At 46.5% G+C, this 26,376-nt stretch carries 31 protein-coding genes; 14 read left to right on the forward strand and 17 right to left on the reverse strand.

All coding sequences use genetic code 11. From position 1 onward, the window contains the following. Positions 1 to 124 precede the first annotated feature (124 nt). Positions 125 to 1,615, reverse strand: a complete 1,491-nt coding sequence (locus NYE37_RS12710) for an MDR family MFS transporter (RefSeq protein ID WP_049719614.1) — start codon at positions 1,613 to 1,615, stop codon at positions 125 to 127. A gap of 121 nt (positions 1,616 to 1,736) precedes the next feature. Between NYE37_RS12710 and NYE37_RS12715 the strand changes: the two genes are divergently transcribed. From NYE37_RS12715 to NYE37_RS12725, 3 genes are all read left to right on the forward strand, one after another. Next, positions 1,737 to 2,078: a DUF2614 family zinc ribbon-containing protein gene (locus tag NYE37_RS12715; protein ID WP_049719613.1), complete on the forward strand. Its 342-nt coding sequence runs from the start codon at positions 1,737 to 1,739 to the stop codon at positions 2,076 to 2,078. Further along, entirely contained in the window at positions 2,075 to 2,533 is a 459-nt protein-coding gene (locus NYE37_RS12720) for a thiol-disulfide oxidoreductase DCC family protein (RefSeq protein WP_049719612.1), read from the forward strand. The genes NYE37_RS12715 and NYE37_RS12720 overlap by 4 nt, the downstream gene beginning before the upstream one ends. A 147-nt stretch (positions 2,534 to 2,680) precedes the next feature. After that, the gene (locus tag NYE37_RS12725; RefSeq protein ID WP_049719611.1) at positions 2,681 to 4,090 is read left to right on the forward strand and encodes an AMP-binding protein; all 1,410 of its coding nucleotides are present in this window, start codon (positions 2,681 to 2,683) and stop codon (positions 4,088 to 4,090) included. Positions 4,091 to 4,148: 58 nt separating this feature from the next. Here NYE37_RS12725 and NYE37_RS12730 read toward each other — a convergent pair whose 3' ends face one another. Then, positions 4,149 to 4,586 carry a Fur family transcriptional regulator gene (locus NYE37_RS12730; RefSeq protein WP_037996248.1) on the reverse strand — a complete coding sequence of 146 codons (438 nt, stop codon included), beginning with the start codon at positions 4,584 to 4,586 and terminating at the stop codon, positions 4,149 to 4,151. Positions 4,587 to 4,815: 229 nt separating this feature from the next. Between NYE37_RS12730 and NYE37_RS12735 the strand changes: the two genes are divergently transcribed. Further along, on the forward strand, positions 4,816 to 5,187 hold the full coding sequence (locus tag NYE37_RS12735) for a DUF4383 domain-containing protein (protein WP_049719610.1): 372 nt from the start codon (positions 4,816 to 4,818) through the stop codon (positions 5,185 to 5,187). 65 nt (positions 5,188 to 5,252) lie between these two features. Here NYE37_RS12735 and nth read toward each other — a convergent pair whose 3' ends face one another. The 6 genes from nth to NYE37_RS12765 all read right to left on the reverse strand — a co-directional run bounded on the left by nth (position 5,253) and on the right by NYE37_RS12765 (position 8,464). Next, entirely contained in the window at positions 5,253 to 5,915 is a 663-nt protein-coding gene (gene nth, locus NYE37_RS12740; protein WP_037996252.1) for an endonuclease III, read from the reverse strand. A 19-nt stretch (positions 5,916 to 5,934) separates the two neighbouring features. After that, entirely contained in the window at positions 5,935 to 6,705 is a 771-nt protein-coding gene (locus tag NYE37_RS12745; protein ID WP_037996253.1) for a class I SAM-dependent methyltransferase, read from the reverse strand. A gap of 91 nt (positions 6,706 to 6,796) precedes the next feature. After that, a complete protein-coding gene (gene bcp, locus NYE37_RS12750) occupies positions 6,797 to 7,264 on the reverse strand; it encodes a thioredoxin-dependent thiol peroxidase (protein WP_037996254.1) in 468 nt (155 codons plus the stop codon). 381 nt (positions 7,265 to 7,645) lie between these two features. Further along, a complete protein-coding gene (locus NYE37_RS12755; protein WP_037996256.1) occupies positions 7,646 to 7,906 on the reverse strand; it encodes a hypothetical protein in 261 nt (86 codons plus the stop codon). Beyond that, entirely contained in the window at positions 7,830 to 8,036 is a 207-nt protein-coding gene (locus NYE37_RS12760) for a spore germination protein (RefSeq protein WP_082240704.1), read from the reverse strand. The genes NYE37_RS12755 and NYE37_RS12760 overlap by 77 nt, the downstream gene beginning before the upstream one ends. Before the next feature lie 20 nt (positions 8,037 to 8,056). Next, positions 8,057 to 8,464, reverse strand: coding sequence for an Hsp20/alpha crystallin family protein (locus tag NYE37_RS12765; protein WP_049719609.1), 408 nt, complete (start codon positions 8,462 to 8,464; stop codon positions 8,057 to 8,059). 146 nt (positions 8,465 to 8,610) lie between these two features. Here NYE37_RS12765 and gerPC point away from each other — a divergent pair, with 146 nt between their 5' ends. From gerPC to NYE37_RS12795, 6 genes are all read left to right on the forward strand, one after another. Further along, positions 8,611 to 8,928: a spore germination protein GerPC gene (gene gerPC / locus NYE37_RS12770; protein ID WP_049719608.1), complete on the forward strand. Its 318-nt coding sequence runs from the start codon at positions 8,611 to 8,613 to the stop codon at positions 8,926 to 8,928. Between the two features lie 61 nt (positions 8,929 to 8,989). After that, the gene (locus tag NYE37_RS12775; protein WP_049719607.1) at positions 8,990 to 9,505 is read left to right on the forward strand and encodes a fluoride efflux transporter FluC; all 516 of its coding nucleotides are present in this window, start codon (positions 8,990 to 8,992) and stop codon (positions 9,503 to 9,505) included. After that, positions 9,396 to 9,719, forward strand: coding sequence for a FluC/FEX family fluoride channel (locus NYE37_RS12780; protein ID WP_232335546.1), 324 nt, complete (start codon positions 9,396 to 9,398; stop codon positions 9,717 to 9,719). The genes NYE37_RS12775 and NYE37_RS12780 overlap by 110 nt, the downstream gene beginning before the upstream one ends. A gap of 239 nt (positions 9,720 to 9,958) precedes the next feature. Next, positions 9,959 to 11,551, forward strand: a complete 1,593-nt coding sequence (locus NYE37_RS12785; RefSeq protein WP_049719605.1) for an alpha-glucoside-specific PTS transporter subunit IIBC — start codon at positions 9,959 to 9,961, stop codon at positions 11,549 to 11,551. A gap of 147 nt (positions 11,552 to 11,698) precedes the next feature. Beyond that, positions 11,699 to 13,045: a 6-phospho-alpha-glucosidase gene (locus NYE37_RS12790; RefSeq protein ID WP_037996264.1), complete on the forward strand. Its 1,347-nt coding sequence runs from the start codon at positions 11,699 to 11,701 to the stop codon at positions 13,043 to 13,045. 110 nt (positions 13,046 to 13,155) lie between these two features. After that, on the forward strand, positions 13,156 to 13,923 hold the full coding sequence (locus NYE37_RS12795) for a MurR/RpiR family transcriptional regulator (protein WP_049719604.1): 768 nt from the start codon (positions 13,156 to 13,158) through the stop codon (positions 13,921 to 13,923). A 59-nt stretch (positions 13,924 to 13,982) separates the two neighbouring features. Here the strand turns inward: NYE37_RS12795 and NYE37_RS12800 are convergent, their stop codons facing one another. From NYE37_RS12800 to NYE37_RS12810, 3 genes are all read right to left on the reverse strand, one after another. After that, on the reverse strand, positions 13,983 to 14,735 hold the full coding sequence (locus NYE37_RS12800) for a sporulation protein (RefSeq protein WP_049719603.1): 753 nt from the start codon (positions 14,733 to 14,735) through the stop codon (positions 13,983 to 13,985). Between the two features lie 43 nt (positions 14,736 to 14,778). Next, complete coding sequence (locus NYE37_RS12805; protein WP_052186751.1) at positions 14,779 to 15,522, reverse strand: sporulation protein; 744 nt, start codon at positions 15,520 to 15,522, stop codon at positions 14,779 to 14,781. A gap of 78 nt (positions 15,523 to 15,600) precedes the next feature. Further along, the gene (locus tag NYE37_RS12810; protein ID WP_037996149.1) at positions 15,601 to 17,292 is read right to left on the reverse strand and encodes a hypothetical protein; all 1,692 of its coding nucleotides are present in this window, start codon (positions 17,290 to 17,292) and stop codon (positions 15,601 to 15,603) included. Positions 17,293 to 17,545: 253 nt separating this feature from the next. Between NYE37_RS12810 and NYE37_RS12815 the strand changes: the two genes are divergently transcribed. Together NYE37_RS12815 and NYE37_RS12820 are read left to right on the forward strand one after the other, a co-directional pair. Next, positions 17,546 to 18,838: a glutamate-1-semialdehyde 2,1-aminomutase gene (locus NYE37_RS12815; protein WP_049719601.1), complete on the forward strand. Its 1,293-nt coding sequence runs from the start codon at positions 17,546 to 17,548 to the stop codon at positions 18,836 to 18,838. A 21-nt stretch (positions 18,839 to 18,859) separates the two neighbouring features. Beyond that, positions 18,860 to 19,258, forward strand: coding sequence for a globin domain-containing protein (locus NYE37_RS12820; protein ID WP_049719600.1), 399 nt, complete (start codon positions 18,860 to 18,862; stop codon positions 19,256 to 19,258). A 34-nt stretch (positions 19,259 to 19,292) separates the two neighbouring features. Here the strand turns inward: NYE37_RS12820 and NYE37_RS12825 are convergent, their stop codons facing one another. After that, entirely contained in the window at positions 19,293 to 19,637 is a 345-nt protein-coding gene (locus NYE37_RS12825) for a hypothetical protein (RefSeq protein WP_037996151.1), read from the reverse strand. 338 nt (positions 19,638 to 19,975) lie between these two features. Between NYE37_RS12825 and NYE37_RS12830 the strand changes: the two genes are divergently transcribed. After that, entirely contained in the window at positions 19,976 to 21,094 is a 1,119-nt protein-coding gene (locus tag NYE37_RS12830; RefSeq protein ID WP_340712070.1) for an alpha/beta fold hydrolase, read from the forward strand. A 247-nt stretch (positions 21,095 to 21,341) separates the two neighbouring features. After that, positions 21,342 to 21,551, forward strand: coding sequence for a hypothetical protein (locus tag NYE37_RS12835; RefSeq protein WP_131470860.1), 210 nt, complete (start codon positions 21,342 to 21,344; stop codon positions 21,549 to 21,551). A 65-nt stretch (positions 21,552 to 21,616) separates the two neighbouring features. On the opposite strand, the gene NYE37_RS12840 is transcribed toward NYE37_RS12835, so the two are convergent. The 5 genes from NYE37_RS12840 to coxB all read right to left on the reverse strand — a co-directional run bounded on the left by NYE37_RS12840 (position 21,617) and on the right by coxB (position 26,336). Further along, positions 21,617 to 22,348, reverse strand: a complete 732-nt coding sequence (locus tag NYE37_RS12840) for a hypothetical protein (RefSeq protein WP_037996153.1) — start codon at positions 22,346 to 22,348, stop codon at positions 21,617 to 21,619. Between the two features lie 142 nt (positions 22,349 to 22,490). Further along, complete coding sequence (locus NYE37_RS12845) at positions 22,491 to 22,799, reverse strand: cytochrome C oxidase subunit IV family protein (protein ID WP_049719597.1); 309 nt, start codon at positions 22,797 to 22,799, stop codon at positions 22,491 to 22,493. A 3-nt stretch (positions 22,800 to 22,802) separates the two neighbouring features. After that, the gene (locus NYE37_RS12850) at positions 22,803 to 23,417 is read right to left on the reverse strand and encodes a cytochrome (ubi)quinol oxidase subunit III (RefSeq protein WP_037996154.1); all 615 of its coding nucleotides are present in this window, start codon (positions 23,415 to 23,417) and stop codon (positions 22,803 to 22,805) included. Continuing rightward, positions 23,417 to 25,186, reverse strand: coding sequence for a cytochrome c oxidase subunit I (ctaD, locus tag NYE37_RS12855; RefSeq protein ID WP_231564615.1), 1,770 nt, complete (start codon positions 25,184 to 25,186; stop codon positions 23,417 to 23,419). Before ctaD ends, NYE37_RS12850 begins: the two co-directional genes overlap by 1 nt. Before the next feature lie 196 nt (positions 25,187 to 25,382). Continuing rightward, a complete protein-coding gene (coxB, locus tag NYE37_RS12860) occupies positions 25,383 to 26,336 on the reverse strand; it encodes a cytochrome c oxidase subunit II (protein WP_049719596.1) in 954 nt (317 codons plus the stop codon). Between the last annotated feature and the right edge of the window lie 40 nt (positions 26,337 to 26,376).

Raw genomic sequence — 26,376 nt, forward strand, 5'->3', positions numbered from 1 at the left:
CACTTTGTTTGTGCCGCTCTCTCGCGGCGACAAATATGATATTATCATCTTCCCCGACACAAGTCAACACTTTTTTAAAAAATTTTATTCCCAATGAACAGAAGAAGGAGACAGTCGTCTCCTTCTATGCCCGATCACTCACTGTCCTTGCCTGAACATCCGGCTTTCCTGCCGGCAAAGCCAACGTCAAGCCCAGGTTGACCACCGCAATTCCGATTAAAATTAAAAAAATATGATGCATGCCCAGTGCCAATGTTTCGCGCAAACCCGACAAAAGCCCTTTCGGAACCGCGGACAATCCGTGTGCATCCAGCAGGCGGTTGATTTCGGAAACCGGGATCTGCATTTTTTGATTCCATGCATTATTTTGCAATGACAGGTTAAACAGCGCTCCAAACACCGTAACCCCCACCGTTTGTCCAAGTGAGCGCAAAAAGGTGTTGGACGCGGTGGCCGTTGCGCGCAGGTTCCATTTTACAGAGGATTGGACAATCACCGTGCAAACCGTCATCACAAAACCGAAGCCGAATCCGTTCGCCAACATGACAACCGGCAAGATCCAACCCGGGGTGTGAATATCAATGTTGCCCAAAGCCAGACATCCCGCCAATATAAATAGCATGCCGAAAAACGCTGTCAGGCGGGGGCCCGTTTTCAACATCAACCGTCCGCCAACAAACGCCCCCGACATCCAGGCAAGCGACATGGGCAACAAAACCATTCCCGACCCGGCGGCACCGTAACCGATCACCCCTTGCACCCATAAAGGTGTATATACATTTAAAGCAATCAAAATCGAACTGGCCAAAAAGGAAATGACATTCGCCACCAAGATGGACGGGATCTGGAACAAGCGGAGCGGAAGCATCGGTTCGCGAGCCTTGGTCTCAATCCAAAAAAACAGGATAAAACCGATCCCCCCTGCAGCCGCAAGTCCCTGCAAATAAGGAGTGGTCCAAGAGACTTCCGTTCCCCCGACCGAAAGCACAAACAACAAAGAAGTGACTGCAATGAAAAAAGTCAAAGCGCCCAAGTAATCCACTTCCGGCTTTTCCTTTATTTCCCCTTCCTCCTTTAAGAACAACATCACCATCAACATGGCAAGCAACCCGAAGGGCAAATTGATATAAAAAATCCACCGCCAGGAAACATAATCAACCAAAAAACCTCCGATCAAAGGGCCGACCAACCCGGCCAATCCCCAAACCGAACTGAATAACCCCTGCACTTTGGCCCGCTGCTCATACGGGTAAAGATCCCCGATAATGGTAAACGTGGTCGGATTCAGCGCACCGGCCCCGACTCCTTGCACCGCCCGGAACCAGATCAGCCAAGTCATGGAACCGGCGGTTCCCGACAGCATGGAACCAATCAAAAACACAATTCCCCCGAACATAAAAACCCGCTTACGCCCGAACAGATCCGCAAGCTTCCCGAAGATCGGAATGGTCACCGTCGATGCCAGCAAATAGGCGGCAAATACCCAACTGATATATTGAATCCCCCCCAAATCGCTGGCAATACGCGGGATCGCCGTGCTGACCACCGTCACTTCAATCGCTGACAAAAACGTGGCAATCAACATGGCCACGGTCACTTTTTTTCTGTCTGACATTTCCGTCCCCCTCACATTTCATGCAATCATTATTCCGCCGGTCCCATCAACCGCTGTTACATTGTACAAAAAATCGGTTCATGATAAAATCTAGCTGATTTCAACTTGAAGGAGGAGCATCATGCTGCTGTCCGGGAAACTGAATAAAATACGCACTTTTGCCATGCTTTTGATCTTTGTCGGAGTCGGGGTCATGTACCTGGGTTTCTTCTTTGAAAGCTTGATGGTCTTGTTTTTTGTCCTCGGTATGATTTTCGTTTTGGCCAGTGTGGGGATCTACTTTTGGGTCGGCATTCTTTCCACACACTCGGTGCAGGTCGTTTGCCCTTCCTGCAACAAACCGACCAAAATTTTGGGCAAAAAAGACGAATGCATGCACTGTAAAGCCATCTTGTCCCTGGATCCGAAAGATGCTCCGGCGGAAGCACTTTCCGGGTCACCCGACGGGAGCATGGAAAAGTGAACCATAAAAACCTTCTTCCGTCTTCCCTGAAGCATTACGGGATCATTTTGTTTGACGGGGACTGCTCCTTCTGCGACGGATGGGTGCGGTGGATCATTCAACGGGATTCCCAAGGTTATTTTCGGTTTGCCTCCTTGCAATCCGAAGAAAGCGAATGGCTTTCCCGACACCTTGGAGTCCCTTTTTCTGCGCTTGACTCGGTCATTCTCATTGAACAAGGGCGTTATTTCATCCGGTCCACGGCGGTTCTTCGCATATTACAGAGATTACCCCGTTTTTCAGTCTTCACCAGGCTGTTTTTCCTCATTCCACGCCCCTTGCGCGATGCGGTCTACCGGGTTGCGGCAAGAAACCGCCATCGCTGGAACCGGAAAAAGCAAACTTGTCCGGTCCCCACCCCGGAACAACAAAAAAGACGCCTGAAGTATGTTTTGGAAAAAGAAGATTCTTTCTAATCCAAACCAACGATTTGTTGGTTTTTTCTTTTTTCTTACAAAAAAAGGATTCCACCGAGTTTTCTCGAACAACTATGCGTAAAGTCCTCCGATGATATGCATCCGATCCGGACTATGTATGTATTGAAAGAAAAGGAGGCAAAACACGTGAAATCACATAATCTTCTGGAAATGTTGTCGCGAACCGTCAAACGGTTTCCGGAACGAACGGCACTCTCTTGGGAAGAAAATGATGAGTTACATAAATTGAGTTATCAACGCCTTTGGAACATGATCCGGGATTTTGCGTTCGGTTTGGAAAAAATCGGAATCCGCTCTGGCGCAAAGATTGCTATCATCGCAGAAAATCACCCCCGCTGGGTGATCTGTGAATTTGCCGTTTTAAGCTTGGGAGCCACAAGCGTGCCGATTCATCCCAACCGGCATCCCGATCAGATCCGAAAAATTTTGAGACACGCCGATGCGACAGGGATCATTACGGATCGGTATGAATTGCTGGAAAAGGTAAAAGGTGCATCCAACCTGCTGCAACATTCCATTTTGCTAAACGGAAAAGCCGATGGATCTCTTGGAGCTTTGCAATTTGAAACCATTATCCAAATCGGCCAATCGATTGCAAACGAAGAGCAGGAATGGGCCTATCCCTCCATCCAGCCTTCGGATGTCGCGATTATTTATTACCCGAATGACAAAACGAAAACCGAAAAAGGGGTTCTGCTTTCACACGGGAATATTCTGAATAATCTCCAGAGTTTTCTGTACGTGATCCCATATACAAAACACGACCATCTGCTGTCGGTGTTATCCCTGTCCCATCCTTTCGAGCGGATTGCCGGGTACCTGGCCCCGCTGGCAACAGGAGCGGAGATCACTTACATCGCCAGGGATGCCAACTGGGTGAAAGCCAGCAAACGGATCAAACCGACGCTGTTCTCTTTGTCGCCGGTTTTGGTGCACACCATCTATGAGTATTTGAATAAACAGATCCAATCGTCTCCGGCAAAAAAATATTTATTTCAACACGCCCTGCGACAAGCAGAGAAAATATACGGATTGAAAAGAAAAGGATACAACTGGTCCGTCCCTTCATCTTTGCAACTGCATCATTCCATATCACAAACCCTCTTGTTTGCGCCTCTTCAAAAGCAATTGGGCGGACGGGTCCGGTTTATTCTATCCGGAGGGGCTCCTTTGAATGAAAAAGTTCATCGCTTTTTCTGGTGCATCAATCTGCCGGTGGTAGAATCGTATTACCTAACCGAATGCGCTTCAGTCATTTCCGCAACCAACCTGTCCTGCCCGCAACCGAAAACGGCGGGGAAACCCCTCCCGGGGATCGAACTCCGCATTCAAGCCGACGGGGAATTGATGATTAAAATCCCGCAAGTCATTTCGGGTTATTACAAGATCCCCTTATCAGACACCAACGTTTATACCAACGGATGGATCAGCACCGGGGATCACGCGGAAATGGATGCCGATGGCACGTTGCACAATCTTCGCCGCAAGGTGGAACTGGATCCCCAAAAAGCCGTTTTGCCGACCGCCGTCCACTAAGAGCCGATGGCTGGTTTCAGCCCCTAAAAAAACCCTGCTTCCAAACGGGGCAGGGTGTTTACTGTTTCGATTTCATTTGGCAATCCGGACAAATTCCGTATATTTCCAAGCGGTGGGTGTGAACCTGATAGTTGGTGATTTCCGCCGCTTTTCTTTCAATCTCAAGAAGAGGCATGTGGTCAAAATCCGTGATTTTGCCGCATTTCCGGCAAATCACATGATAATGATCCATCATATTGGCATCAAAACGGCTGGAAGAATCTCCGTACGTCAATTCACGAACCAAGCCGGCATCTTTAAACAACCGCAAATTATTATAAACCGTGGCAACACTCATATTGGGAAAAGTGCCTTCCAATGACTTGTAAATCTCATCAGCTGTTGGATGTCCCATGGTTGAATAAAGGTAATTGAGAATCGCATGGCGTTGCGGCGTCATACGCACACCATTCTCTTTCAGGGTTTCAACAGCCTTCTCTAGTCGGCTGTTACTCATCTATTTCCACCTCTCTAATATGTTCGCAGCAAAAAGGAACGATTCTAATTTAATAATATATATAATTAGTCTACTTCTTGTTTTGCCTTCTTGTCAATGCGGTTTCAGCGCCCGCACTTTCTCTTGAATCCCCCCCGCCGGTTCACATTCTTCCCTCAAATGAGCATGTTCCGGAAAAAAAGATCATATATTTCCACCAAAAAACAAAAAAAGAAAGTGAGTGAATTCCATGTTGAAATTATGGTCGCAAATTTACGGAGGAGTTCTCACACTGATTGGGATCGCCGGTTTCTTCCTGTCATCCAATGAGTCCCTCCAATTGACGCTCACGCACAATCTCATTCACTTGTTGAGCGGTCTGATCTATTTGGGGGCGAGTCTGAAAGAAAATTGGGACCGGCTTGCCATGAGAGTCTTTGGTATCCTTTATGGTTTGCTGGCCGTTTACGGTTTATTCAGCGACCAACTCTTCGGCCTTGTAAACATTACTCTTACCACCGAAATCTTTAATTTCATCGTCGCTTTGGGTGCACTTTACCTCGGATTTGTCCACGAGCGGATCAGCCAAAAACAAGAAAAAAAGGAACAAGCAAACACTTGAACCTTTCACCAAAGGCATGATGCCCGGCCGGCGGCAATTCATGCCTGTTTTTTTATACCGGGGGGTCATTTCTTTTCCGGAACATCTCCCCGGTTTTTTCCATACCAGCAATAAGGAAGTAAATCACAAATATCACATTTGGGATTCCGGGCCGTGCAACAACGACGGCCGTGCCAGATCAGGCGGTGATGGGTATCACTCCACTGGTTGCGGGGAATTTTTCGCGTTAATTGGCGTTCGGTTTCAAGCGGGGTCTTGCTGTCTGCCAATGCCAAACGATTGGCCACCCGGTGCACATGCGTGTCCACTGCCAAGGCCGGGACACCAAAAGCATTGGAAAGCACCACATTGGCCGTTTTGCGGCCGACCCCCGGCAATGCTTCCAGCTTCTCTCTCTGTTGCGGAACTTCCCCTTCATATTCTTCAACCAGAATCCTGCAAGTTTGCAGGATATTTTTGCTTTTATTCCGGAACAGCCCGATCCCGCGAATGTGTTCAGCCAACTCTTCCTCAGTCAATGTGATGAAATCATACGGGGTCGGAAACTTGGCAAACAGGGGTTTGGTGATTTTATTCACTTGTTTGTCCGTGGATTGCGCAGACAGAATCGTGGCAATCAAAAGTTCGAACGGATTTTTGAAATTGAGTTCACAATGAGCGTCCGGGTACATCTGCTCCAAAAGCTCCAGGATCTTCCCTGTTTGGACTCGTTTCGGTTTCGGTTTCAAAACACTCCCTCTTTCTTGTCTATTTGCGTTTGACTGCTTCGATGATCAATTCCTGGCTCCGGTTGTCAAAAGGCTGATAACGAAAGTTCCCATACCGCCGGACCACTTTAAATCCGCAGAAAGTGAGCAAATGATTCAGTTCCGACGGATAAATGTACCTTAAGCGAAAGGTGGTCCGGATCCGCTCCATGAGCCGGCCGGACGGGCTGTAGTGCTCAAAATAACGAATGACATGAGCCAGCTGGGAAAAATGATCAAATTCAGTAAAGTCATAAAGCTCAACCGTTTCTTCCGTCCCCGGCACAGGAAACGTTCCTCTGTAGGCATACTGATTATCCATTTCATATAAATGCTTGATGAACGGGACAAAAACATTAAAGGCCAAAATCCCATCATCCGTCAAATGATGACGAATGCATTTCAACGCATTGACCTGATCCCGCACCGTCAACAGATGCAAAAAAGACCGGTAAGGAATGATGATCAGGGGGAACTTCCGGTCCAGACGGAAGTCCGCCATATTGCCGTGTACCCACTCGGTTTCCCCGTCCAAATTCATCTCTTTAGCCTTTTTTTCGGCCCTTTTTAACATCGGTTCGCTCAAATCCAACCCGACGACGGGGATTCCTTCCCGCGCAATCGCAAGGGTGCACCGGCCGGTTCCGCAGCCCAATTCCAAAACGGGACCGCCCTGTTGTTTGGCCAGTTCGGTGTAGTAAGTGATGTCATGATCCAGCCCCGTTGAAGTCCAGTCATAATAGTCCGGCCAATCATATGTATGGAAATCCATGTTCCACCTCCGTCCGTCCAACGGCAAAAATCAATGAAACCACCAAAACAATTGATCAGAAGGGTTTCACCGGGAAACCCTTCTTACCGTCCTACTGTAAGTTTTCTTTGACAAACTGCAGAACTTCCTGCACATGATCTGCAACCTTCACTTTCCGGTAAGCTTTGGCAATCTTCCCCTCTTTATCAATCACAAATGTGGATCGTTCAATTCCCTTGTACTTTCTTCCAAACATGTTTTTATCTTTGATCACTCCGTATTTTTCACAAACCTCTCCCTCCGGGTCACTCAACAAAAGGAAAGGCAAATTCTGCTTTTCAACGAACTTTTGATGGGAAGCAATGGAATCTTTGCTGATTCCCAAAATCACGGTGTTGAGATCCGAAAATTCCTGATAGGCATCCCGAAAGTCGCAAGCTTCCCTGGTACAGCCCGGTGTCTGATCCTTGGGGTAAAAAAACAGAACCACATTTTTGCCTTTGAAATCAGATAAAGTCACGGTTTCCCCGTTTGTGGCTTCAAGCGTAAAGTCAATGGCATGATCTCCTTCTTTGACCATAGGAATCCACCTCCTGAATGCTTCCGAAAACGGTAAACATATTTTAACACTTCTCAGAAGGAGAAGAAACGTTCAGCCCTTACCGTAAGGTTACGGAAATGAATTAATCGTAATAAACACGATTGGATTTATAATAAAAATAATTCCTGATCACTTCACAACCATCACGATGGTGACCACGGATGACCAAGCGAAGAAAACAGCTTTTGCTAATGGGCCCTGCGAGAGAATCCCAACCTCCTTCCGCTTGAGGAAAAAGAATTCGTTCAAAAATCCGTTCCCTCTTGCTTGTCCGACCGGGATTTGCCCGATGGTTCAAGCATCCCGAAAGAATTCTTTTTCTCCTGACGGTCCGCAAACGAGAAAAATACAAACCACAGTTCAGGCAGACATGGTGGTCGGAGGTGTCGGCTCCGGTGTGGGCGTTTCTACCTGTTGCGGAGCTTCTTCCCCTCCTCCCTTTTTTGAAATGATATTTAAAGTTGTTCCCACGTTAAACGATCCAGCATCTCCCACCGTATAAATCCGAATGGATTGAATACACACTTTCAACAAGAAAACCACCTCAATCGTTTTGATCAAATTGATCGGGATCAAAATATACATTCCGCTCAAAATCCAAATTCTTTGGAAAATCGCCAATCGGTGAAGATCCTCCCAACGATTTGGTCAAGCTGTCATTCCCCACATTGATCGTGTTTCCAAAATTGACTGAACCTGAGTTACTTATATTGTTGATTTTGATGTTCAGAATGTTATTGATGGTCCCCACGCTTTCCCCTCCTCATGGTGTCATATTTGCAGGGATCGGGTCTGCCTTGGCTTCTTCGGAAAACGGATTTCCAAAACCCCCCGGCGGTATCTGGCATGCGTGTATCTTTTGGATACCGATGCCTGTAAAGGAATCACCTTTTGAAACATGCCTTTTTTTCTTTCTGAGAAGATGGTTTGATACCCCTCATACGGAGACGGATAATCCCCTTGAATGATCAAATTGTTTCCTTCCAATTTCAAATCCAAAGCATGAACGTTTTCCAGTCCGGGCAAATTGACCACCACAATCACTTCATTTTCCCCGTGATAAACATCGGCTGCAGGTTCATCTTGACGGGCCGCCGTTTGCATGTCTTCAAAAAAGTCCTCCCCCAAAAATTGACGGGCCAGCTCATGCCAGGGCATTTTGCGGAAAGTATTTTTCACCCATCATCTCTCCTTTTGCCGGTACATTGGTATGATGCCCATATTTTATTCGATGCGGGCCCGTCTTGTCACAAGGAGGGCATGAATTAAGAGACCCTCATCATATAATGGAACAAGGATAAAAAGAATCCGGGGGAATGGTTCGCATGTACCAGCATCCGCTTGATTGGATAGATCAACGGCTAAAAGATTTGGAACAAGAAATCCGGCGCCTGCAACAAGAAAACCATCAACTGAAAGAGGACCTAGAGCAACTGAAACCCGTGCACATCGAAAAAATGGAATATAAAATCCACGAATTGCATGTCCAAACGTTAAGCGGGACTTTAAATATCGGACTGACCGCCAACGGAGAAGATGCCGGTGTGGGAGAAATCATTGAAAAAATGGTAGACAACCACGCTTCCCAAATCGTGGTGGAAGACGAAGAAGAAAAACAGGAACCGGCGGAATCTTCTTCATAATGTTGCCGGCAGTTGCAATTTGATCTAATCTTAAACCAAAAAAAGCGAAGGAGCTGCCGGTATGAGAATGATCATTGCTGTCGGGATCGGCGGTGCCGTCGGAACCTTGCTCCGCTTTGGGGTGGCGCAGGCTTTTAATGACCCCGTTTTTCCGTTCGGAACCTTGATCGCCAATTGGACAGGCTGTCTCGGGTTGGCCTGGTTGAATGAACAAACGAAAACCGCTTTTTCTCCTGTTTGGCAAAAAGGATTGGGCACCGGACTTTTGGGAGCATACACCACTTTTTCAACACTGTGCGTGGAAACCCATCTCTTGCCTCCGCTTTTATCCCTTTTTTATATCGTCGTCACCGCCACGGGCGGCCTGCTTTTTGCCGCCTGGGGGTTTGGCTGGCCCAAAGGGGGAAAGCCGGTTGGAAATGATGTGGATTGCTTTGGGCGGGGGAATCGGAGCCATATGCCGTTGGCTGGTCACGGAGGCGTTTCCCGCCCGGGATGGGAAATTTCCGCTCGGAACATTTCTTGTCAATATGACTGGTTGTTTCATCATGGGGCTTTATTTGGGATGGGTTCATGACCGGTTGCCGGTCGCCTGGATGATGGCAAACCGTCCGTTTGTAGCGGGTTTTCTCGGCGGTTACACCACCTTTTCCACTTTTTCATATGAAGCGGAGAGGCTCCGGCAACAAAAGCGAAAGGGGAAATTTTGGGCTTATCTCCTCTCCAGCCTTTTCCTCGGTTTGTTTTTGGTTTGGTCCGGTTTTCACATCTCCTCCGGCATGGTTTCGTAAAAAAATTCTATGGTACAGGCGCAAGCCAGCCATGGAGTTTTTTTATGGGAAAGTTTTTATGCAGTGTGAAAATGTACAAAAAAAGTGATTCTGTTTCAAAATGAGCAAAAACAATTGTTGGAACGTGAATTATAAGATATTTTATTTGTAAGCGTTAACAATTTGTTCGCATCTCAATTAAAAGATAACAAAAATCTCAGAAAAACATGCTATGTAAATTAAAAAAAGGAGTGATTTCCATGCTGCAAAAGTTCCAGCGCTTCGGGGCAGCCATGTTTGTACCCGTTCTGTTATTCCCCTTTGCCGGGATCATGGTCGGGCTGACCACCCTGCTGAAAAATCAGGATATTATGAATGCCCTTGCACATCCCGATAGCTTTTGGTACAAATTTTGGACCGTGATCGAAGCAGGCGGCTGGGCGGTGTTCAAACAAATGCCTTTGCTGTTCGCGGTGGGCCTCCCGATCGGCCTGGCCAAAAAGGCCCAAGCCAGAGCCGTTTTGGCTTCTTTGATCTCTTATCTGACCTTTAACTATTTTATCAATGCCATTTTGACGATTTGGGGACCCCAATTTGGCGTTGATTTTGAACAAGAAGCGGGCGGAGTGAGCGGACTGACGGAAATCGCCGGCATTAAAACGTTAGACACCAATATCATTGGAGCCATCCTTATTTCTGCTATCGTCGTTTATCTTCATAACCGTTATTTCGATAAAAAGTTGCCTGATTTTTTGGGGATTTTTCAAGGGACCTCCTATGTCGTCATCCTCAGTTTTTTTATCATGCTGCCTTTGGCACTCCTCACATCCTGGGGTTGGCCGGTCATTCAAAAAGGCATCGCTTCCATGCAAGGGTTCCTTGCTTCGTCAGGGGCCTTGGGCGTCTGGTTATATACATTTCTTGAGCGGATTTTGATCCCGACCGGATTGCACCACTTTATTTACGGTCCTTTCGTCTTCGGTCCGGCCGTGGTGGACGGCGGAATCGTAAAATATTGGGTGGAACATTTGAGCGAATTTTCCACCAATTCGCAATCATTAAAGGAAATGTTCCCGGAAGGCGGTTTTGCTTTGCACGGACTTTCAAAAATATTCGGAATTACAGGCATTGCACTGGCCATGTATGTCACGGCCAAATCCTCTAAGAAAAAAATCATCTCCGGGATGTTGATCGCGGCAACACTCACTTCTGTGATCGCCGGAATCACGGAACCAATTGAATTCACCTTTTTGTTCGTTGCGCCGGTTCTCTTCCTGATTCATGCCCTCCTGGCGGCAACCATGTCCACCATCATATACTCCCTCGGGGTTTCCGGAAATATGGGGGGCGGATTGCTTGAAGTGGCCATCCAAAACTGGATTCCGCTGTTTAAATACCACAGCGCCACTTATTTGGCTCAAATCGTAGTCGGCTTGATCTTTACGGCAATCTATTTCTTCCTGTTCCGCTATTTGATTTTGAAACTGGATGTGAAAACGCCGGGCCGTGAAGATGACGAAGAACAGGAAACCAAACTGTACACCAAAAAAGATTTCCAAGAAAAACAAGCGGCCAAGCAAAAGAAAAATGATTATGCGGAAAAAGCCACCCGGTTTTTGGAAGCATTGGGCGGGCCGGACAATATTGCGGAAGTGACCAACTGCGCCACAAGATTGCGCGTCACTGTGCATGATGAAACCAAAACGGCACCGGACAAACAATTCCTCTCCGCCGGGGCCCACGGGGTCGTTAAAAACGGAAAAGCCATCCAGGTCATCGTCGGTTTGTCTTCCCCGCAGATCCGGGAACAGTTTGAGAACCTGTTGAATCATCCAAACCGGGAAAATGCATAAAATGGTGGCGGGAAAATTTCCATACTCACGTGAAAAATAACAAGATGTGTGATTATGAACAGCATCCGCCCGATCTGTTGTTCTCTCGTCACCAGGTTGTTATAACTGAGTTGTAAGCGGTCACGAAAATAAGGAGGAATCAGCAAAATGAAAAAATTCTCCATTGTCATTGCCGGAGGAGGCAGCACCTTTACACCGGGAATTGTCTTGATGCTTCTTGAAAATTTGAATCAATTTCCGATTCAGAAATTAAAACTTTACGATAATGATGCAGCCCGCCAGTCGACGATTGCCGAAGCCTGCAAAATCATCCTGAAAGAAAAAGCGCCGGGAATCGAGTTTTTGGCCACCACCGATCCGGAAGCAGCATTCACCGACGTCGACTTCGTCATGGCACACATTCGGGTTGGAAAATATGCGATGCGGGAACTGGACGAAAAAATCCCGTTGAAACATGGCGTATTTGGTCAAGAAACATGCGGCCCCGGAGGAATTGCCTACGGCATGCGCTCCATCGGGGGAGTCTTAGAATTGATCGACTACATGGAAAAATACTCTCCCGATGCATGGATGTTAAACTACTCCAATCCGGCGGCCATTGTCGCCGAGGCCACCCGGCGCCTGAGACCGGATTCCAAAGTGCTCAACATCTGCGACATGCCCATCGGCATTGAAAACCGCATGGCTCAAATTCTGGGACTTAAAAGCCGCAAGGAAATGAAGGTCCGTTATTACGGATTGAATCATTTCGGCTGGTGGACGGATATCCGTGATCAAAACGGGAACGATTTGATACCCAAACTGAAAGAACATGTCCGAAAACACGGTTACACCGTCCCCAAAGATGATGCCGACGCAAGCTGGAGCGACACCTTTTTAAAAGCCCGCGATGTCTACGCACTGGATCCGGACACCCTGCCGAATACGTATTTGAAATATTATTTTTACCCGGATTATGTGTTTGAACATTCCAACCCGGAATACACGCGGGCCAATGAAGTCATGGAGGGCCGGGAAAAATTTGTGTTCGGTGAGTGCCAAAAAATCATCGAAAACCAATCAACCCAAGGTTCCAAACTGCATGTTGACGAACACGCTTCCTATATCGTGGATCTGGCACGCGCCATCGCATTCAACACACAAGAGCGGATGTTGTTGATTGTTGAAAACCAAGGGGCCATCTCCAATTTCGATCCGACCGCCATGGTGGAAATTCCCTGTATCGTGGGAAGCAACGGGCCCGAACGCATCGCCATCGGAGAAATCCCGCAATTCCAAAAAGGATTGATGGAACAGCAAGTTTCCGTTGAAAAACTCGTGGTCGAAGCCTGGATCACCCGCTCTTATCAAAAATTGTGGCAAGCCCTCACCTTATCCAAAACCGTTCCCAGCGCCAAAGTGGCCAAAGCCATCCTGGATGACTTGATTGAGGCAAACAAAGATTATTGGCCAAAACTGCACAAAGAGGATGTCGTCGTGCGTGAAGATTTATAAACAGGGATCCGTACACCATACGGACGGAAAGTGCAAAGAGCTTGTACCTCTTTGCACTTTTTGTTTTAATTTTTATAAAGGAATTCTCTTGGTGCAGGGAGGAGAATCATTTGACATTAGAAGAACTTATCAATGAACATTACAACAAGCTCAATGAAACCGATTTACACATTTTGAGATACATTATGAATCACAAAGACACGTGCTATCAATTGGGGATTAATCATCTGGCCGACCGGTGCAATGTGTCCCGCTCTTCCATCTTGCGTCTGGCACAAAAGCTGGGCTTTACCGGTTACAGTGAATTTCGCATTTTTTTGAAATGGCAGAACCAGGATAAAACAGTGAAAAATAAAAGCAGTATTGAAATTCTGGAAGAAGACTTTCGCGAGACCATGAAATATATACAGACCAAGGACTTTTCGGACATTTGCAGATTAATCGATGAGGCGCAGAAATTATTTGTTTTTGGCACGGGAAATGCCCAGCGGAATTGTGCATTGGAACTGCACCGGATGTTTCTGCCTCTTCAAAAGTATATGAATGTGATTCCCTCTCACTCTGAATTTGAAATCGTCGTCAAGGATATGACAAAAAACGACCTGGTCTTTATTTTTTCTTTATCGGGAGACACCCCGTCCATCTTTCCCGCCGTACAAACCTTGGTGGCCAAAGGCGTTCCTTTTGTTTCCGTCACGAATCTGGTCAATAACCGGCTGGCCAAAATGACTCCGTATCATTTGTATGCCAGAAGCTCGACCATTTCCATCCATAACGGAATTCATCTGGATACCTTTGCTTCCTTTTTCATGATCGTGGAAGCGATATTCAGCCATTATGTGGATTTCATCAATCAGAAAAAAGAAGAAACCAACTGAAAAAGGCATTCCACTTCATGGTGGAACGCCTTATCCACAGGAATCCGGGGATTTGCCCGTTAAATATACTGCTCCACGATTTCGGTGAATCTTTCCTCAAACGGGTTCTCTTTATCTTCCAGCTCTTCTCTTGTCACCGTAAATCTCATCAGCCGCTCATCCAGATTCAGCGCTTCTTCCATCGAACTCATCAAATCAATGGCTTTGCGGTCCAAAGTCATGATGACATCCAACGAATCATGATCGGGATAAAAAACCATGCTGATGTCATCAAAATACTCTTCATACTTGCCCATTGGCGTCATGCGATATTCCTGCACAAAAGGATGGCGGGAATAAAATTTGTCAAACGCATAGTCGACACTGGTCAACCGAAATCCGACATTTTCCGCCGCATGCAGCACTTTGTCCACCAACGGATGGGGAAGAACTTCGATGCCGTCGGTATCTTTCGGGTCGATCGCCATTTTGATATCCAGTCCGGTTTTTAAATAGATGGGGCACCCTCCGGTTGAAATCGGGGCATCCAACGGCATTTCAATTTCAAACGGAATCACTTTGCTCTCCCTTTCTCCGATTTCAAATGTGTCCGTGATCCGAAACTGGCTGATGACATGCTTTTGATCTTTTCCTTCATGATGATACCGGACAATCAGGTACAAATAGATTTCATCAATTCGTTGTTCCGTTTGCCCGCCTTGAATAAATATTTCCCCTTTAATCATTTCTCCTTGGCGGTACGTTGATTTTTCAAGCCGGGTGTCCACCTTGGCGGCTCCGACACCCAAGCCGGCTAACACTTTGTTAAACATGCTTTCTCACTCCAATCCCAAATAAGCATCCGTCCTTTTTCTGTTAATGCATTTTGCGGTTCAGCATTTCATCAATTTTTTCAAGCGGATCCCGAATCACCCGCTCGTTATTGATCATGAGGGTTCCTTTGGGATCATGGTATTCCCAGGAAAATTGACTGTTTAAAACACGGTCGGAACGGATCAGCTCGATATCCATCCGGATTGACATATCCGTCACTTTGAAGAATACGTTCAATTCATCGACATATCCGTGATAACGGCCTGTCGGGCGGAACTGAAACATCTGGAAAAAAGGATAAGGCTTCTGTTGCGGATCATATTCGTTATGTATCCGATATAAAATAAAATCAGCATCCTCAATTTTTTTCAAGATTTTTTGCACCAAATTCGCGGGCACGACTTCAATTTTATCCAGATCGGTGGGATCCAGGCTCATTTTAATGTCCAATCCCGTCTTCAGGTACACAGGAAAGCTTCCCGTCGACATGGGCGTTTCCATGGGGAGTTTAATTTGAAACGGAACCTTTTTGATCTCGTCTTTTTGAATGATCATGGAATGGGACAAAGGATATTGTTGCATGAGATGGGAAGCTTTTCTTCCGTTTTTGGACACCGTCACCATCAGGTACATGTAAATGTCATCGATTTGCTGTTCGGCTTGTCCCCCCCGAATCTTGATTTCCCCCTTGATGACATCCCCCGGCCGGAATTGTTCTTCCTCGATCTGCGCATCCACGGTGGTTCCGCCGATGCCCAAACGGGCCAATGATCTGTAAAGAACCATGTTTTCAATCCTTTCCAGCTTAAAGATAAAAACCGTTTAAGAAGGAGAGAACAGGAAACCCGCTCTCTCTTGTCCACCTTATTTGGGGTACATTTGGTTCATATACTCCTCGAACTGTTTCACCAATTCGTCGTGATCCTTGTTTTCTTTAGCCAGTTTTTCCTTACGCAAGCGCTCGCGGTCGTCCTGCTGCGGTTGGGTGTTTTCTTTCGGTTGTTCGTTTTCTTTTTTCGCTTTGTTTTCTTTTTCCAAATCCAACAAGCTGGCACGCGGTTTGGTGTCCGGGGTGATCAAGTAATGCCTGGATGTTTGCTCCAACTCTTCGCGATGCCGTTCCAGGCGTTTTTTGGTCTGGCTTTCCAAAAGATCCCGTTGTTGCTGCAGCAACTCCTCTTGGCGTCTTTTAAATTCTTCCTCTTGTTTTTGCAGCAAAGACTTCGCCATCTCTTCAAATTCTTTTTGCAACTTCTCCCGTAATTCTTCTTCTTTTTTCTCCAAATCTTTTTGCTTCTGTTCCCACTTGATCCGTTCTTCTTCCACTTTGGCCAATTCTTTTTGCAGCCGCTCTTCTTGTTCCAATGCGATGCGTTCTTGCTCGAGCCGCTCCTGTTTCAAGCGCTCTTCTTCCTGACGGGCTTTTTCTTCTTCTTCTTTTCGTTTTTGTTCTTCAAGCATGCGTTCTCTTTCCGCAATCTCCCGTTCCCAATTCTCCCGCTGTTCCGGCTCTTCAATTTGTTGTTTAAACTCTTCTTTCTGCTTTTGCAACAACTCTTGTTCCCGTTTTTCAAATTCCAGCCGCTGACGCTCCAGCAACTCTTGCTGGCGCTTTTCCAATTCTTTGCGCTGTTTTTCCAAGGCTTCTTTTTGTCTCTTTTCAAATTCTTCTTTCAAACTTGCGATATAATCTTCTTCCTGTTTCTTCTGTATTGTTTCAGGTATATCGGATGTGACCTTCGCGGCCTCCGCCTTTTTTGTTTCTGCCGGTTCTTGGGGTTCAGAAGCGGAAGAAACCGGGGTATCGGTTGTGGATGGCTGATGTTTCACTGGAGATTTTCGGGGTTTGGGGTCCTTCTTTTTCTCCCCTCCGCTGCCAAACAAACGGTCCAACAGTCCCACTTTCTCATACTGCTTGATATGGGACAAGACCGAATCAGGCGAGTCGTTTTGCAAGCTCCGTTGAATTAACCGCACCATCTTTTTCGATGCCTTGAAATCGTTCGGCAATCTTTGAATCGGCTTATCCACGGGTTCGCCGGATAAAAGGGAATAAAAAAAGGTTCCCCAATCGAGTATGTTTTTTTGTGCCGTAATGGTTTCCGTACCGCAAAATAACACCTTCAGCTCCTCATTATGTTCCGTCACCCCGATATTTCCGGGATCCAAAAGCAAATACATCCGCATCGGTTGCGCCCTCAAATCCTTTTCCAACCCAAGCAGTTGCTTTCCCCATTCGACCAGTTTCGCCTCTTCCACCTCATGATTGGCAAAAACCTCCCGCAAAGGCAGGATGGGAACATAAGGGCGGACAAATACGATCGAACGGTCTTCGGCATACACATCTTCATAAGGAATCACCAACGGATGTTCAAAGGAGCGGTAGTGCGCAATCGCACGGGAGATCGGCGCTTGTTTTTCCAAACGGGATGACTGCAAGTAGTAGCGTTGCGAACCTTTTCGGGCAACCGCCAGTTCACCGTCAAAAAACCGGACGACATATTCGATTTGATATAAATCTCTATAACGCTCACCGACTTGAAATCTGAATGACAAGATACTTCGCCTCCATCTTCCGTTCCCAAAATATATATAAACTCCGAAAAATCGACATATATACCCAATTTCAGCATATCACAGGATGATTCACAGAGACAATCCTCCCTAGGCATTTTCTGTGCATCACGTTACAATTAAAAAAGGGACTTGTTTCGTCAGTAAAAAAAATATGATGCATGGTTCCTGCACATGACGTCGTTTTTTCAAATCGTCATCAAATGTCACAAAGGAGACGAAATGGGGGATATTCTTGAATATACAGCAATCGGAAAAACTTTATCAGGAAGCATTGGATGTCATTGTCGGCGGTGTCAACAGCCCGTCACGGTCTTTTCGTGCAGTGGGAAACGGCACGCCGATCTTTATGAAAAAAGCACAAGGCGCTTATTTCTGGGATGAAGATGGAAACCGGTATATCGATTATCTCGCGGCTTTCGGCCCGATTATTTTGGGGCATGCCCATCCGGTGGTGACGGCGGCGATTGTTGAACAGGCCGCCAACGGGGTGTTATACGGAACGCCGACGGAAAAAGAAGTGCGTTTTGCAAAAATGTTGCGGGAAGCCATCCCGTCCATGGAACAAATCCGCTTCGTCAACAGTGGAACGGAAGCGGTCATGACAACCATCCGTTTGGCCCGCGCTTATACCAACCGCACCAAAATCCTGAAATTTGCGGGCTGTTACCATGGTCACTCTGACTTGGTTCTGGTGGCCGCCGGCTCAGGCCCTTCCACCCTCGGCACTCCCGACAGCGCCGGTGTGCCCGTCAGCATCGCCAATGAAGTGATTACCATCCCTTACAACAACATCGAAATCTTGGAAGAGACCATGGAAAAATGGGGAGACGAAATCGCCGGCATCTTGGTCGAGCCGCTGGTCGGAAACTTCGGGATCGTCCCGCCCCAACCGAATTTCCTAGAAACCATCAACCAATTGGCCCATCAAGCAGGCGCCTTGGTCATTTATGATGAGGTGATCACCGCTTTCCGCTTTCATTACGGCGGAATCCAGGATTACTATCATGTGGAGCCGGATCTGACCGCCTTGGGCAAAATCATCGGCGGCGGACTTCCCATCGGGGCTTATGGCGGAAAAAGAGAAATCATGGAAAAAGTCTCCCCGATGGGGCCGATGTACCAAGCGGGAACGATGGCAGGAAATCCGTTGTCGATCTCCGCGGGCCTGGCATGCATTGAAACCTTAAAGCAACCCAACACCTACGAACGACTAGAAAAAATGGGCAAAACATTAAACAACGAGATTTCCCGTTTGGCCGACAAATATGGCTTGAACATCACAATCAATCAAGTGGGGGGAGCATTGACCGTCTACTTCACCGATCAGGAAGTGACCGACTACGAAGGAGCCAAAGCAGCGGACAGTAAACAATTCGGACAGTTTTTCCGGCTGATGCTGGAAGAAGGGGTTTACCTTGCTCCATCCAAATACGAAGCTTGGTTTTTGACAACCCAGCATTCGGAAGAAGACATCCAATTCACTTTACGTGCCGTCGAACGGGCTTTCAAAAAAATGAAACCGTAACATTGTGGAAAAGGTGATTCGATGGAACGAAACGAACCTGTCACGATCTATGAAAAAATCGGGGGAGCAAAGAAAGTCCGGCAATTGGTCGAAGCATTTTACCCGCGTGTCATCAAACATCCGCTTTTGAAGCCGATCTTTCCGGAAGACATCCTCCCTGTGATGGAAAAACAATACTTATTTCTTACGCAATTTTTCGGGGGCCCCCCGCTCTACAGCGAAAAATACGGACACCCCATGCTTCGGGCACGCCACATGCCTTTTCCCATCACCCCGGAAAGAGCCGAAGCCTGGCTGGAATGCATGAGCCAGGCATTGGATGAAGTGGAGATCGGCGGGAAAATCAGAGAAGCGATCTGGAGCCGTTTGGTCTTGACGGCCCACCACATGGTGAACCAACCTTCCAACCGGCAACCGTAAACAAAAAAGCTCCGGAAACTTGTCCGGGGCTTTTTTAATCCAACCACTGACGCCACCATTTTTTCAGCACCGACAAAATCTCCACCCAAACGCCTTTTTCCGCGGAATCATTGCCCTTGTTGGCATCCGGTCGCCGGTCATTGTTCGGATTGATGTGGCCGGGATCAAAGCCGATCAACTCTTCACAAGCCAATCCATCTTGGTCACTGTCCAAGCCATCGATATTCAGATGTTTGGATCCGCCTTTTTCTTCAAAATATTTCTGCGACTCGCTCCAGTTCTCAAATGAATGACAGCCCATCTCATTGGCCCAGGTTTCACCGCTTGACAACAAAAAAGAAACCAAAAGAATCCATCCGCATACCGTCCATCTTCGCAACCATCTTTCCCCCTTTCCAAAACCCTTGTCGCGTCATCCCAAATCAACAGCCGCCTCATTCCATTTATACTCTTTGAAATTAATTTTTTCCAATCACAAAGATTGCCATCTGTCCGCAAGAATTCATTTTGTTGCCAGTTACTCAAACACAATTTACCCCTTTTTAACGACTCCGTAAACATCCCGCAAAAACATGAAAAAAGAAGGAACTTGATTAAAATTATTCCGTTTCTGCCCCTTTATCGTTTGCAAAATCCGGCTGTTTTTTCGTGTGATCCGATCATTCCGTTCTGTAATTTAGATTAAAATCCCGTTTTTTTGAAGGAAACCCCGGAGAAATGCAGAATTATTTTATCCCGACATATTTATCCATTGATTATGATGAAAAGGCAGGGAAACAAATGTTTAAGAGTCAAACCCCCAACAAAACGCTGGAGAATGGAACGGCAACCATTGAAACGATTCAACTGGGAATCGCAAAGCAATCCATTATGATACGGGGCCAAGACACCAGCCATCCAATTCTCTTGTTTTTGCACGGGGGTCCTGGATTTGCGCCAATCGGGTTTATGAGGCATTATCAAGAAGAACTGGAAAAGCACTTTATCGTGGTTCATTGGGATCAACGGGGAGCCGGAAAATCTTTTTCCGCAAAAATGGATCCAAAAACCATCAATCTTGACCAGTTCGTCTCAGATACTCATGAATTGGTTCAAATCCTCTTGGAACGCTTTAAACAGAAAAAAATCTATTTGGCTGCACACTCCTGGGGCAGCATCATCGGAGCACGCTTTGCCAAAAAATATCCGTCTTTGCTCCACGCCTACATCGGCATCGGCCAAATGACCGATGTGCAAAAAAGCGCACTGCTCTCGTATCAGTTTGTATTGATTCATGCTCGACACAACCGGAAATTCTTGGCGATGCGTGCTTTGAAACGCATCGGCTATCCACCATATAAAGATTTGCGCCATGTGCTTGTACAACACAAGTGGCTGACTCGTTTCGGGGGATTGATTCGGAAGGGAAACCTTTTTCAATATTTGGCCAAAGGGTTCTTTTCTTCGGAGTATACACTTTTGGACTGGATTAAATGGATCCGGGGCTATCGGACTTCTTTCAAACGGCTCATGCCCCAACTGCTGCAAGTCAATCTTTTTGAAGAAATTCAAGAACTGAAGGTTCCGGCTTATTTCTGTGTGGGCCGTTATGATTTTTACTCTCCTTTTGAGCTGCAGGAACAATTTTACGAGCAGCTTGATGCCCCCGTAAAAGACATGATTTGGTTTGAAAATTCGGCGCATGCGCCTCATCTTGAAGAATCATCTTCGTTCCTCGTTTTGCTTTTGCGTGTCAAAGAAGAAAGCTTGTTATTCCAACAAAAAAAACTCCAAAATCAATCACATAAAGCGGCAAACGGCAAAGCCGGGGAACCGACCGTCAAACACGCGCCTTAAACCGGCTTGGCCCGGATCTTGAATTTCTCATTTTTTACAGTAAACCCGTCAAAATTTTGCGTTCTTTTCCATCGTGGCCGGTTATTGCTTTGTAATCATCTGAAATCTCTTGTGACTCTACAAAAAAAGGCTTTAGATCTCATGGGAAATATGAGAAAATAAGCTTAAGAGAAATTGATTGCTTCAATCAATTCCTCCTTAGCGGAAGTGGGACACCACAAAACCGAATAAGGAGAGGATGATTCTGTTGAATTATAAAGATGATTTGCATGGTGAAGACATTCTTTTGCCCGCTAACAAAACGGCTCCTTGTTCAATCTGTGGGAAAGAAGCATACTATGTTGAAATCAGCTTTGAATCCCCCATTTGTTCAAAAGAATGTGCAAAGCAAATGTGGAAAGAATATGTGGACACACAAGTATCCAGGAAATACAAAACGTTCAGTGATTTTTTATGAATATGCATAAACGATGAAAAACACCGCATAGTCCAAGCTATCGGTGTTTTTTAATTTTTGTCCTTTCACGGCCGGGTTCCCTGCACATGAAGAGGACCAATATTCATTTTTTTCAAAGGAATCGAATTCTCCATTTCCGCTTTTTGATCCACAAACCGGTATTCCGGCAGGAGTGTTTTTTTCTTTAAATCAACAGGCATCATAATCATGGCTTCCCCGTTGACATCCACCACTGCATAAGGCCTTGGTTCCTCCATGAACACCAGATATTCCTTTTGGTTTAAAGCAATCAAATAGCCACAAGCCCTGGAAATGGAAATCACCAAAACCATGAAAATCAGCCCGGCAATGAACCATTTTCGCTTGGAAACCATCCGGATCAACGCATATGTAAAAGCAACATACAACAAAAAGAAAAACAAAAGCACTTCCACCGAATAATGGAACTCAAAATCCAACCGCAACCCGAGCATAAATGCCACCGCCCCGGGCAAAAAAACGGGTAAAACCCATTTTCCATACCGGGCCACGATCGGGTATTGCAAATAGGCCAAAAGCACAAGCGACATGATCACAAACGCAAAAATGGAGAGAATGATGGCATTTAACCCCACACTCGCATAAAGGGCAGGCAATCCAAAATAAGCCTTGTAACTGACATCGGACAAATAAGCCGAAAAATAACCCAGTCCGGTGACCGCCCCGATGGCAATTCCCTCAGACACTTTCATAAAAGGAATGGAGCGCAAAAAGGTCTTTGGGTTGGTTAGGAGTTGATCTCTCAACAGATTATTCATGTTTCCTCCTGTTTTTTCGAAACGTGATCAATTTAACATAAAATAAATGATTTTTAATCTATAATTCTTTTATATATCCAGAGCCATTATATACAAAAACAAAAGCCTCTTGCTATCCAACAAGAGGCTTTTGCAATGACCTTTACATCAAAAAGATTCCCACAGCACTGATGACTGCGAAGAAAATGCCTGCCACAATAAATATCCTGTAGAAAGCCGTTCCTTTTTGATCCAGATGCATAAACGTAAACAACTGCAAAAACACCTGCACCGCACCCAAGATCAAAAGAACCGGCAAGACCAGGTGTTCCGGTGCCACATCGGTGGCGACCAGGTAAAAAGCAGCCGCTGTCAACACGATCATCACGGCAAACGAAATGAGATGCTTCGTCACGCGCTCTGATTTATGGGCAGACTGCTCGTTTGAAGACTGACTGACTTGTTGTGCCACCGTTTAGCCCACCTTTCCCAAAAGATAAACCAGGGTAAAGATAAACACCCAAACCACGTCAATAAAGTGCCAATACAAACTGGAAAGGAACAATTTTGGCGCCGTTTCCTTTGTGATCCCACGTTTGGCTGCCTGAATCATCAACCCCGAGATCCAGAAAAGCCCGAATGTGACGTGCGCACCATGGGTACCGACCAGGGCATAAAAAGCGGAACCAAAAGCACTGCTCATGAAAGTATGCCCCAAGCTCACATAATGAATGAACTCATAAATTTCCAGCACCAAAAAAGCCAGACCAAGCAGAACCGTGATTCCGAGCCATACCAGTGTTCCTTTCAAATGGCGCTGGTTCATTTTCACCATCGCAAGCACACTGGTCAAACTGCTTGTCAAAAGAATTGCCGTGGTGACCGCAACCAGTTCCAAGTCAAACAACTCGGTACTGTCCGGTCCGCCCATGTTTTGGCTGCGAAGAGCCAAATAAGAACCAAACAAACAAGCGAACAAGACGGTTTCGGCTCCTAAAAAGAGCCAAAAGCCCAAGACTTTGTTTTTCCCTTCCAGCGTGGCCGTTTCCAGATGTTGAGGCTTTTGGGCCGCTTCCGTTTGGGCTGCCATTATGCCTTAACCCCCTTTTCTTTGTCAATTTCCTCCGGATCGATATGATAGCCATGATCCTGCTCAAACGAGCGCATAAACATGGCAATGAAGACGACAATGATCCCGATAATCGCCGCGCTGAAATCGCCACGGGCAATGAATCCCAAACCGGCTACAAACAAGCCTAATGCCATCAAAAGAGGAATATAGGTCGGGGATGGCATATGAATGGGGCCCAACGGTTCAGCCGGTTGCATTTCTTTGTTTCCGGCCTGCTTTTCAAGCCACCATGCATCATAACCACGCACCAAAGGCGTTTGTTTAAAGTTATATTCCGGAGCCGGCGAAGGAATCGACCATTCCAAAGTCCGTCCATTCCACGGGTCTCCCGATGCTTTTTCGCCTTTTTTGAAAGTCAGAACAATATTCAGTGCAAACGCGATCGTACCAATTGCCATGAAGAGTGCGCCAATGGTACTGATGAAGTTCAAGGTTTCCAATCCGGCCCCTGCCTGGTAGGTAAACACCCGGCGCGGCATACCGAACAGTCCCAAGAAGTGTTGCGGGAAGAAGGTCAGATGGAAACCGATAAAGAAAGTCCAGAAGTGAACTTTACCCAATTTTTCGTTTAACAGTTTCCCGAACATTTTCGGCCACCAATAATAGGCACCGGCAAATAATGCAAAGACGGTTCCTCCGACTAATACATAGTGGAAGTGCGCCACGACGAAATAAGTGTCATGGTATTGGAAGTCTGCAGGCGGCGAAGCCACCATTACCCCGGTCATACCCCCCATCACAAAGGTGGGAATGAACCCGAGGGCAAACAACATGGCGGTTTTAAAGCGGATTTCCCCTCCCCACATGGTAAACAACCAGTTGAAGACCTTGATCCCCGTCGGAATCGCAATGGTCATGGTCGCAATCCCGAAAATGGAGTTAGCAACCGGTCCCAGTCCAACGGTAAACATATGGTGAACCCACACCATGAACCCGAGGAAAGAAATCAAAACCGTTGCAAAGACCATGGAGGTATATCCGAACAAGCGCTTTTTCGAGAACGTGCTGATAACTTCGGACATGATTCCAAACGCCGGCAAAATCACAATGTATACTTCCGGATGCCCGAAAATCCAGAACAAGTGTTGCCACAGCACGGCGCTGCCGCCCATCGTGTAATCGAAAAAGTTCGCACCAAACAAGCGGTCAAACATCAACAGCAACAAGCCGACAGTTAATGGCGGCATGGCAAAAATGATCAATGCGGACGTTGCAAACGTCGTCCATGTAAACAGCGGCAATCTCAAGAATGTCATTCCGGGAGCCCGCATGTTGATAATGGTCACCAGGAAGTTGATCCCGCTGAGCAACGTCCCGATCCCGGAAATCTGCAAACCGATCACATAGTAGTCCACACCCGGTCCGGGGCTGTATTCATTCAAGGCCAATCCCACATAGGAAGTCCAACCGGCATCGGGTGCACCCCCAAAAATCCAGCTGAGGTTTAAAATGACTCCACCCGCTGTAAAAAGCCAGAACCCGAGTGAGTTCAAAAACGGAAACGCAACATCACGCGCACCGATTTGAAGCGGAACCACCACGTTCATCAATCCGAAAATCAAAGGCATTGCTGCAAGGAAAATCATCGTGGTTCCGTGCATGGTTAACACTTGGTTAAAGGTGTCGCCAACAATAAAATCGTTATTGGGCACGATCAGCTGCAACCGCAGCAACAAGGCTTCAATTCCCCCGATGACAAAGAAAACGATCCCGGAAATAAAATACATGATCCCGATTTTCTTATGGTCCACCGTGGTAAGCCATTCCCAAACTTTGCTCTTCTTTACGAGACTGAGTAAATTTTTATTATAGCCTCCCGTAAAGATCGCCCATATGAAAAGAGCAAAGACGATCAATATTAAGAGCGTACCCATGGTGTTCCCTCCTTCTAACGTGATCCGTTACGATACGATGTGTGAAAAGTTATTTTCTGCTCATCAAATACTCCACAAGCGCTTCCATTTCTTGCGGTTCTAAATAGTCAATTTTCGGCATTTGCGCACCCGGTTTCACCGCAGTCGGGTCTTTCAGCCATTTTTTCAGATTCTCTTCGTCATGCGGCAAAATCCCTGCAATGGTGGAACGTGTTCCAAACTTGGTCAAATCCGGACCTTTGATGTTTTTGTTTGTTCCGGCATGACAACCCAGACAGTTTTGGTTGAACAATGCTTCCCCTTGTTTTTGCTGGGCGGTTTGAACGGTGGACGGTTGTTGCATTTGTGCCACCCATTTGTTAAAGTCGCTTTCTTCTTGAGCGATCACTTTAAAGTCCATTAAAGCATGGCCCGCTCCACACAATTCTGCACATTTCCCTTGATAAACACCCGGTTCTTTCGCATCCAACGGCAAGGTGTTTGTGCGTCCTGGAACGACGTCCACTTTTCCGCTGAGCGCGGGAACCCAGAAGGAGTGCAAAACATCTTTTCCTTCAATAATCAAATTCACTTTTTTCCCTACCGGGATATGTAGCTCTTGGGCTGTTTTGATTCCCAGGTCAGGGTACTGAAACTCCCACCAATACTGATACCCCGTCACCTTTACCGTGAGGGAGTCTTCCGAAGCTTTTATTTCCGACATGTTAAACGTGTATTTGACCGTCGGAATTGCCAATATCGTAAGCAAAATGATCGGAATAGCAGTCCAGACGATTTCCAGAACATTGTTTCCATGAACTTGTTCCGGCATCACATCTTTGCCTTTCCGTTTTCTGTACCGGATCAGCACGTAAATATAGATGGATATAACGACAGCAAAGACGCCCAACATGATGAATAAGGCTAATTTAATCATATCAAGCGACATCTCACCTGATGTCCCTTTCGGTTTCAAAACACTGAACCCGTCAACCCCGGAACATCCAGTGAGAGCCAGAGACATAATTGCGAATAAACTTAATACTCGCCATGCGCCTTTTCGA

Origin of the sequence: Thermoactinomyces sp. FSL K6-2592 (assembly GCF_038006465.1) — a bacterium.
Taxonomy (GTDB): Bacteria; Bacillota; Bacilli; order Thermoactinomycetales; family Thermoactinomycetaceae; genus Thermoactinomyces; species Thermoactinomyces vulgaris.

What these genes read in the sequence shown, in the direction of transcription:
- NYE37_RS12710 (WP_049719614.1), bottom strand. Translation starts at nt 1,615, where the DNA reads ATGTCAGACAGAAAAAAAGTGACCGTGGCCATGTTGATTGCCACGTTT.
- NYE37_RS12715 (WP_049719613.1), top strand. Translation starts at nt 1,737, where the DNA reads ATGCTGCTGTCCGGGAAACTGAATAAAATACGCACTTTTGCCATGCTT.
- NYE37_RS12730 (WP_037996248.1), bottom strand. Translation starts at nt 4,586, where the DNA reads ATGAGTAACAGCCGACTAGAGAAGGCTGTTGAAACCCTGAAAGAGAAT.
- NYE37_RS12735 (WP_049719610.1), top strand. Translation starts at nt 4,816, where the DNA reads ATGTTGAAATTATGGTCGCAAATTTACGGAGGAGTTCTCACACTGATT.
- NYE37_RS12745 (WP_037996253.1), bottom strand. Translation starts at nt 6,705, where the DNA reads ATGGATTTCCATACATATGATTGGCCGGACTATTATGACTGGACTTCA.
- bcp (WP_037996254.1), bottom strand. Translation starts at nt 7,264, where the DNA reads ATGGTCAAAGAAGGAGATCATGCCATTGACTTTACGCTTGAAGCCACA.
- gerPC (WP_049719608.1), top strand. Translation starts at nt 8,611, where the DNA reads ATGTACCAGCATCCGCTTGATTGGATAGATCAACGGCTAAAAGATTTG.
- NYE37_RS12775 (WP_049719607.1), top strand. Translation starts at nt 8,990, where the DNA reads ATGAGAATGATCATTGCTGTCGGGATCGGCGGTGCCGTCGGAACCTTG.
- NYE37_RS12785 (WP_049719605.1), top strand. Translation starts at nt 9,959, where the DNA reads ATGCTGCAAAAGTTCCAGCGCTTCGGGGCAGCCATGTTTGTACCCGTT.
- NYE37_RS12790 (WP_037996264.1), top strand. Translation starts at nt 11,699, where the DNA reads ATGAAAAAATTCTCCATTGTCATTGCCGGAGGAGGCAGCACCTTTACA.
- NYE37_RS12800 (WP_049719603.1), bottom strand. Translation starts at nt 14,735, where the DNA reads ATGTTTAACAAAGTGTTAGCCGGCTTGGGTGTCGGAGCCGCCAAGGTG.
- NYE37_RS12805 (WP_052186751.1), bottom strand. Translation starts at nt 15,522, where the DNA reads ATGGTTCTTTACAGATCATTGGCCCGTTTGGGCATCGGCGGAACCACC.
- NYE37_RS12820 (WP_049719600.1), top strand. Translation starts at nt 18,860, where the DNA reads ATGGAACGAAACGAACCTGTCACGATCTATGAAAAAATCGGGGGAGCA.
- NYE37_RS12830 (WP_340712070.1), top strand. Translation starts at nt 19,976, where the DNA reads ATGCAGAATTATTTTATCCCGACATATTTATCCATTGATTATGATGAA.
- NYE37_RS12840 (WP_037996153.1), bottom strand. Translation starts at nt 22,348, where the DNA reads ATGAATAATCTGTTGAGAGATCAACTCCTAACCAACCCAAAGACCTTT.
- NYE37_RS12850 (WP_037996154.1), bottom strand. Translation starts at nt 23,417, where the DNA reads ATGGCAGCCCAAACGGAAGCGGCCCAAAAGCCTCAACATCTGGAAACG.
- ctaD (WP_231564615.1), bottom strand. Translation starts at nt 25,186, where the DNA reads ATGTATTTTATTTCCGGGATCGTTTTCTTTGTCATCGGGGGAATTGAA.
- coxB (WP_049719596.1), bottom strand. Translation starts at nt 26,336, where the DNA reads ATGTCTCTGGCTCTCACTGGATGTTCCGGGGTTGACGGGTTCAGTGTT.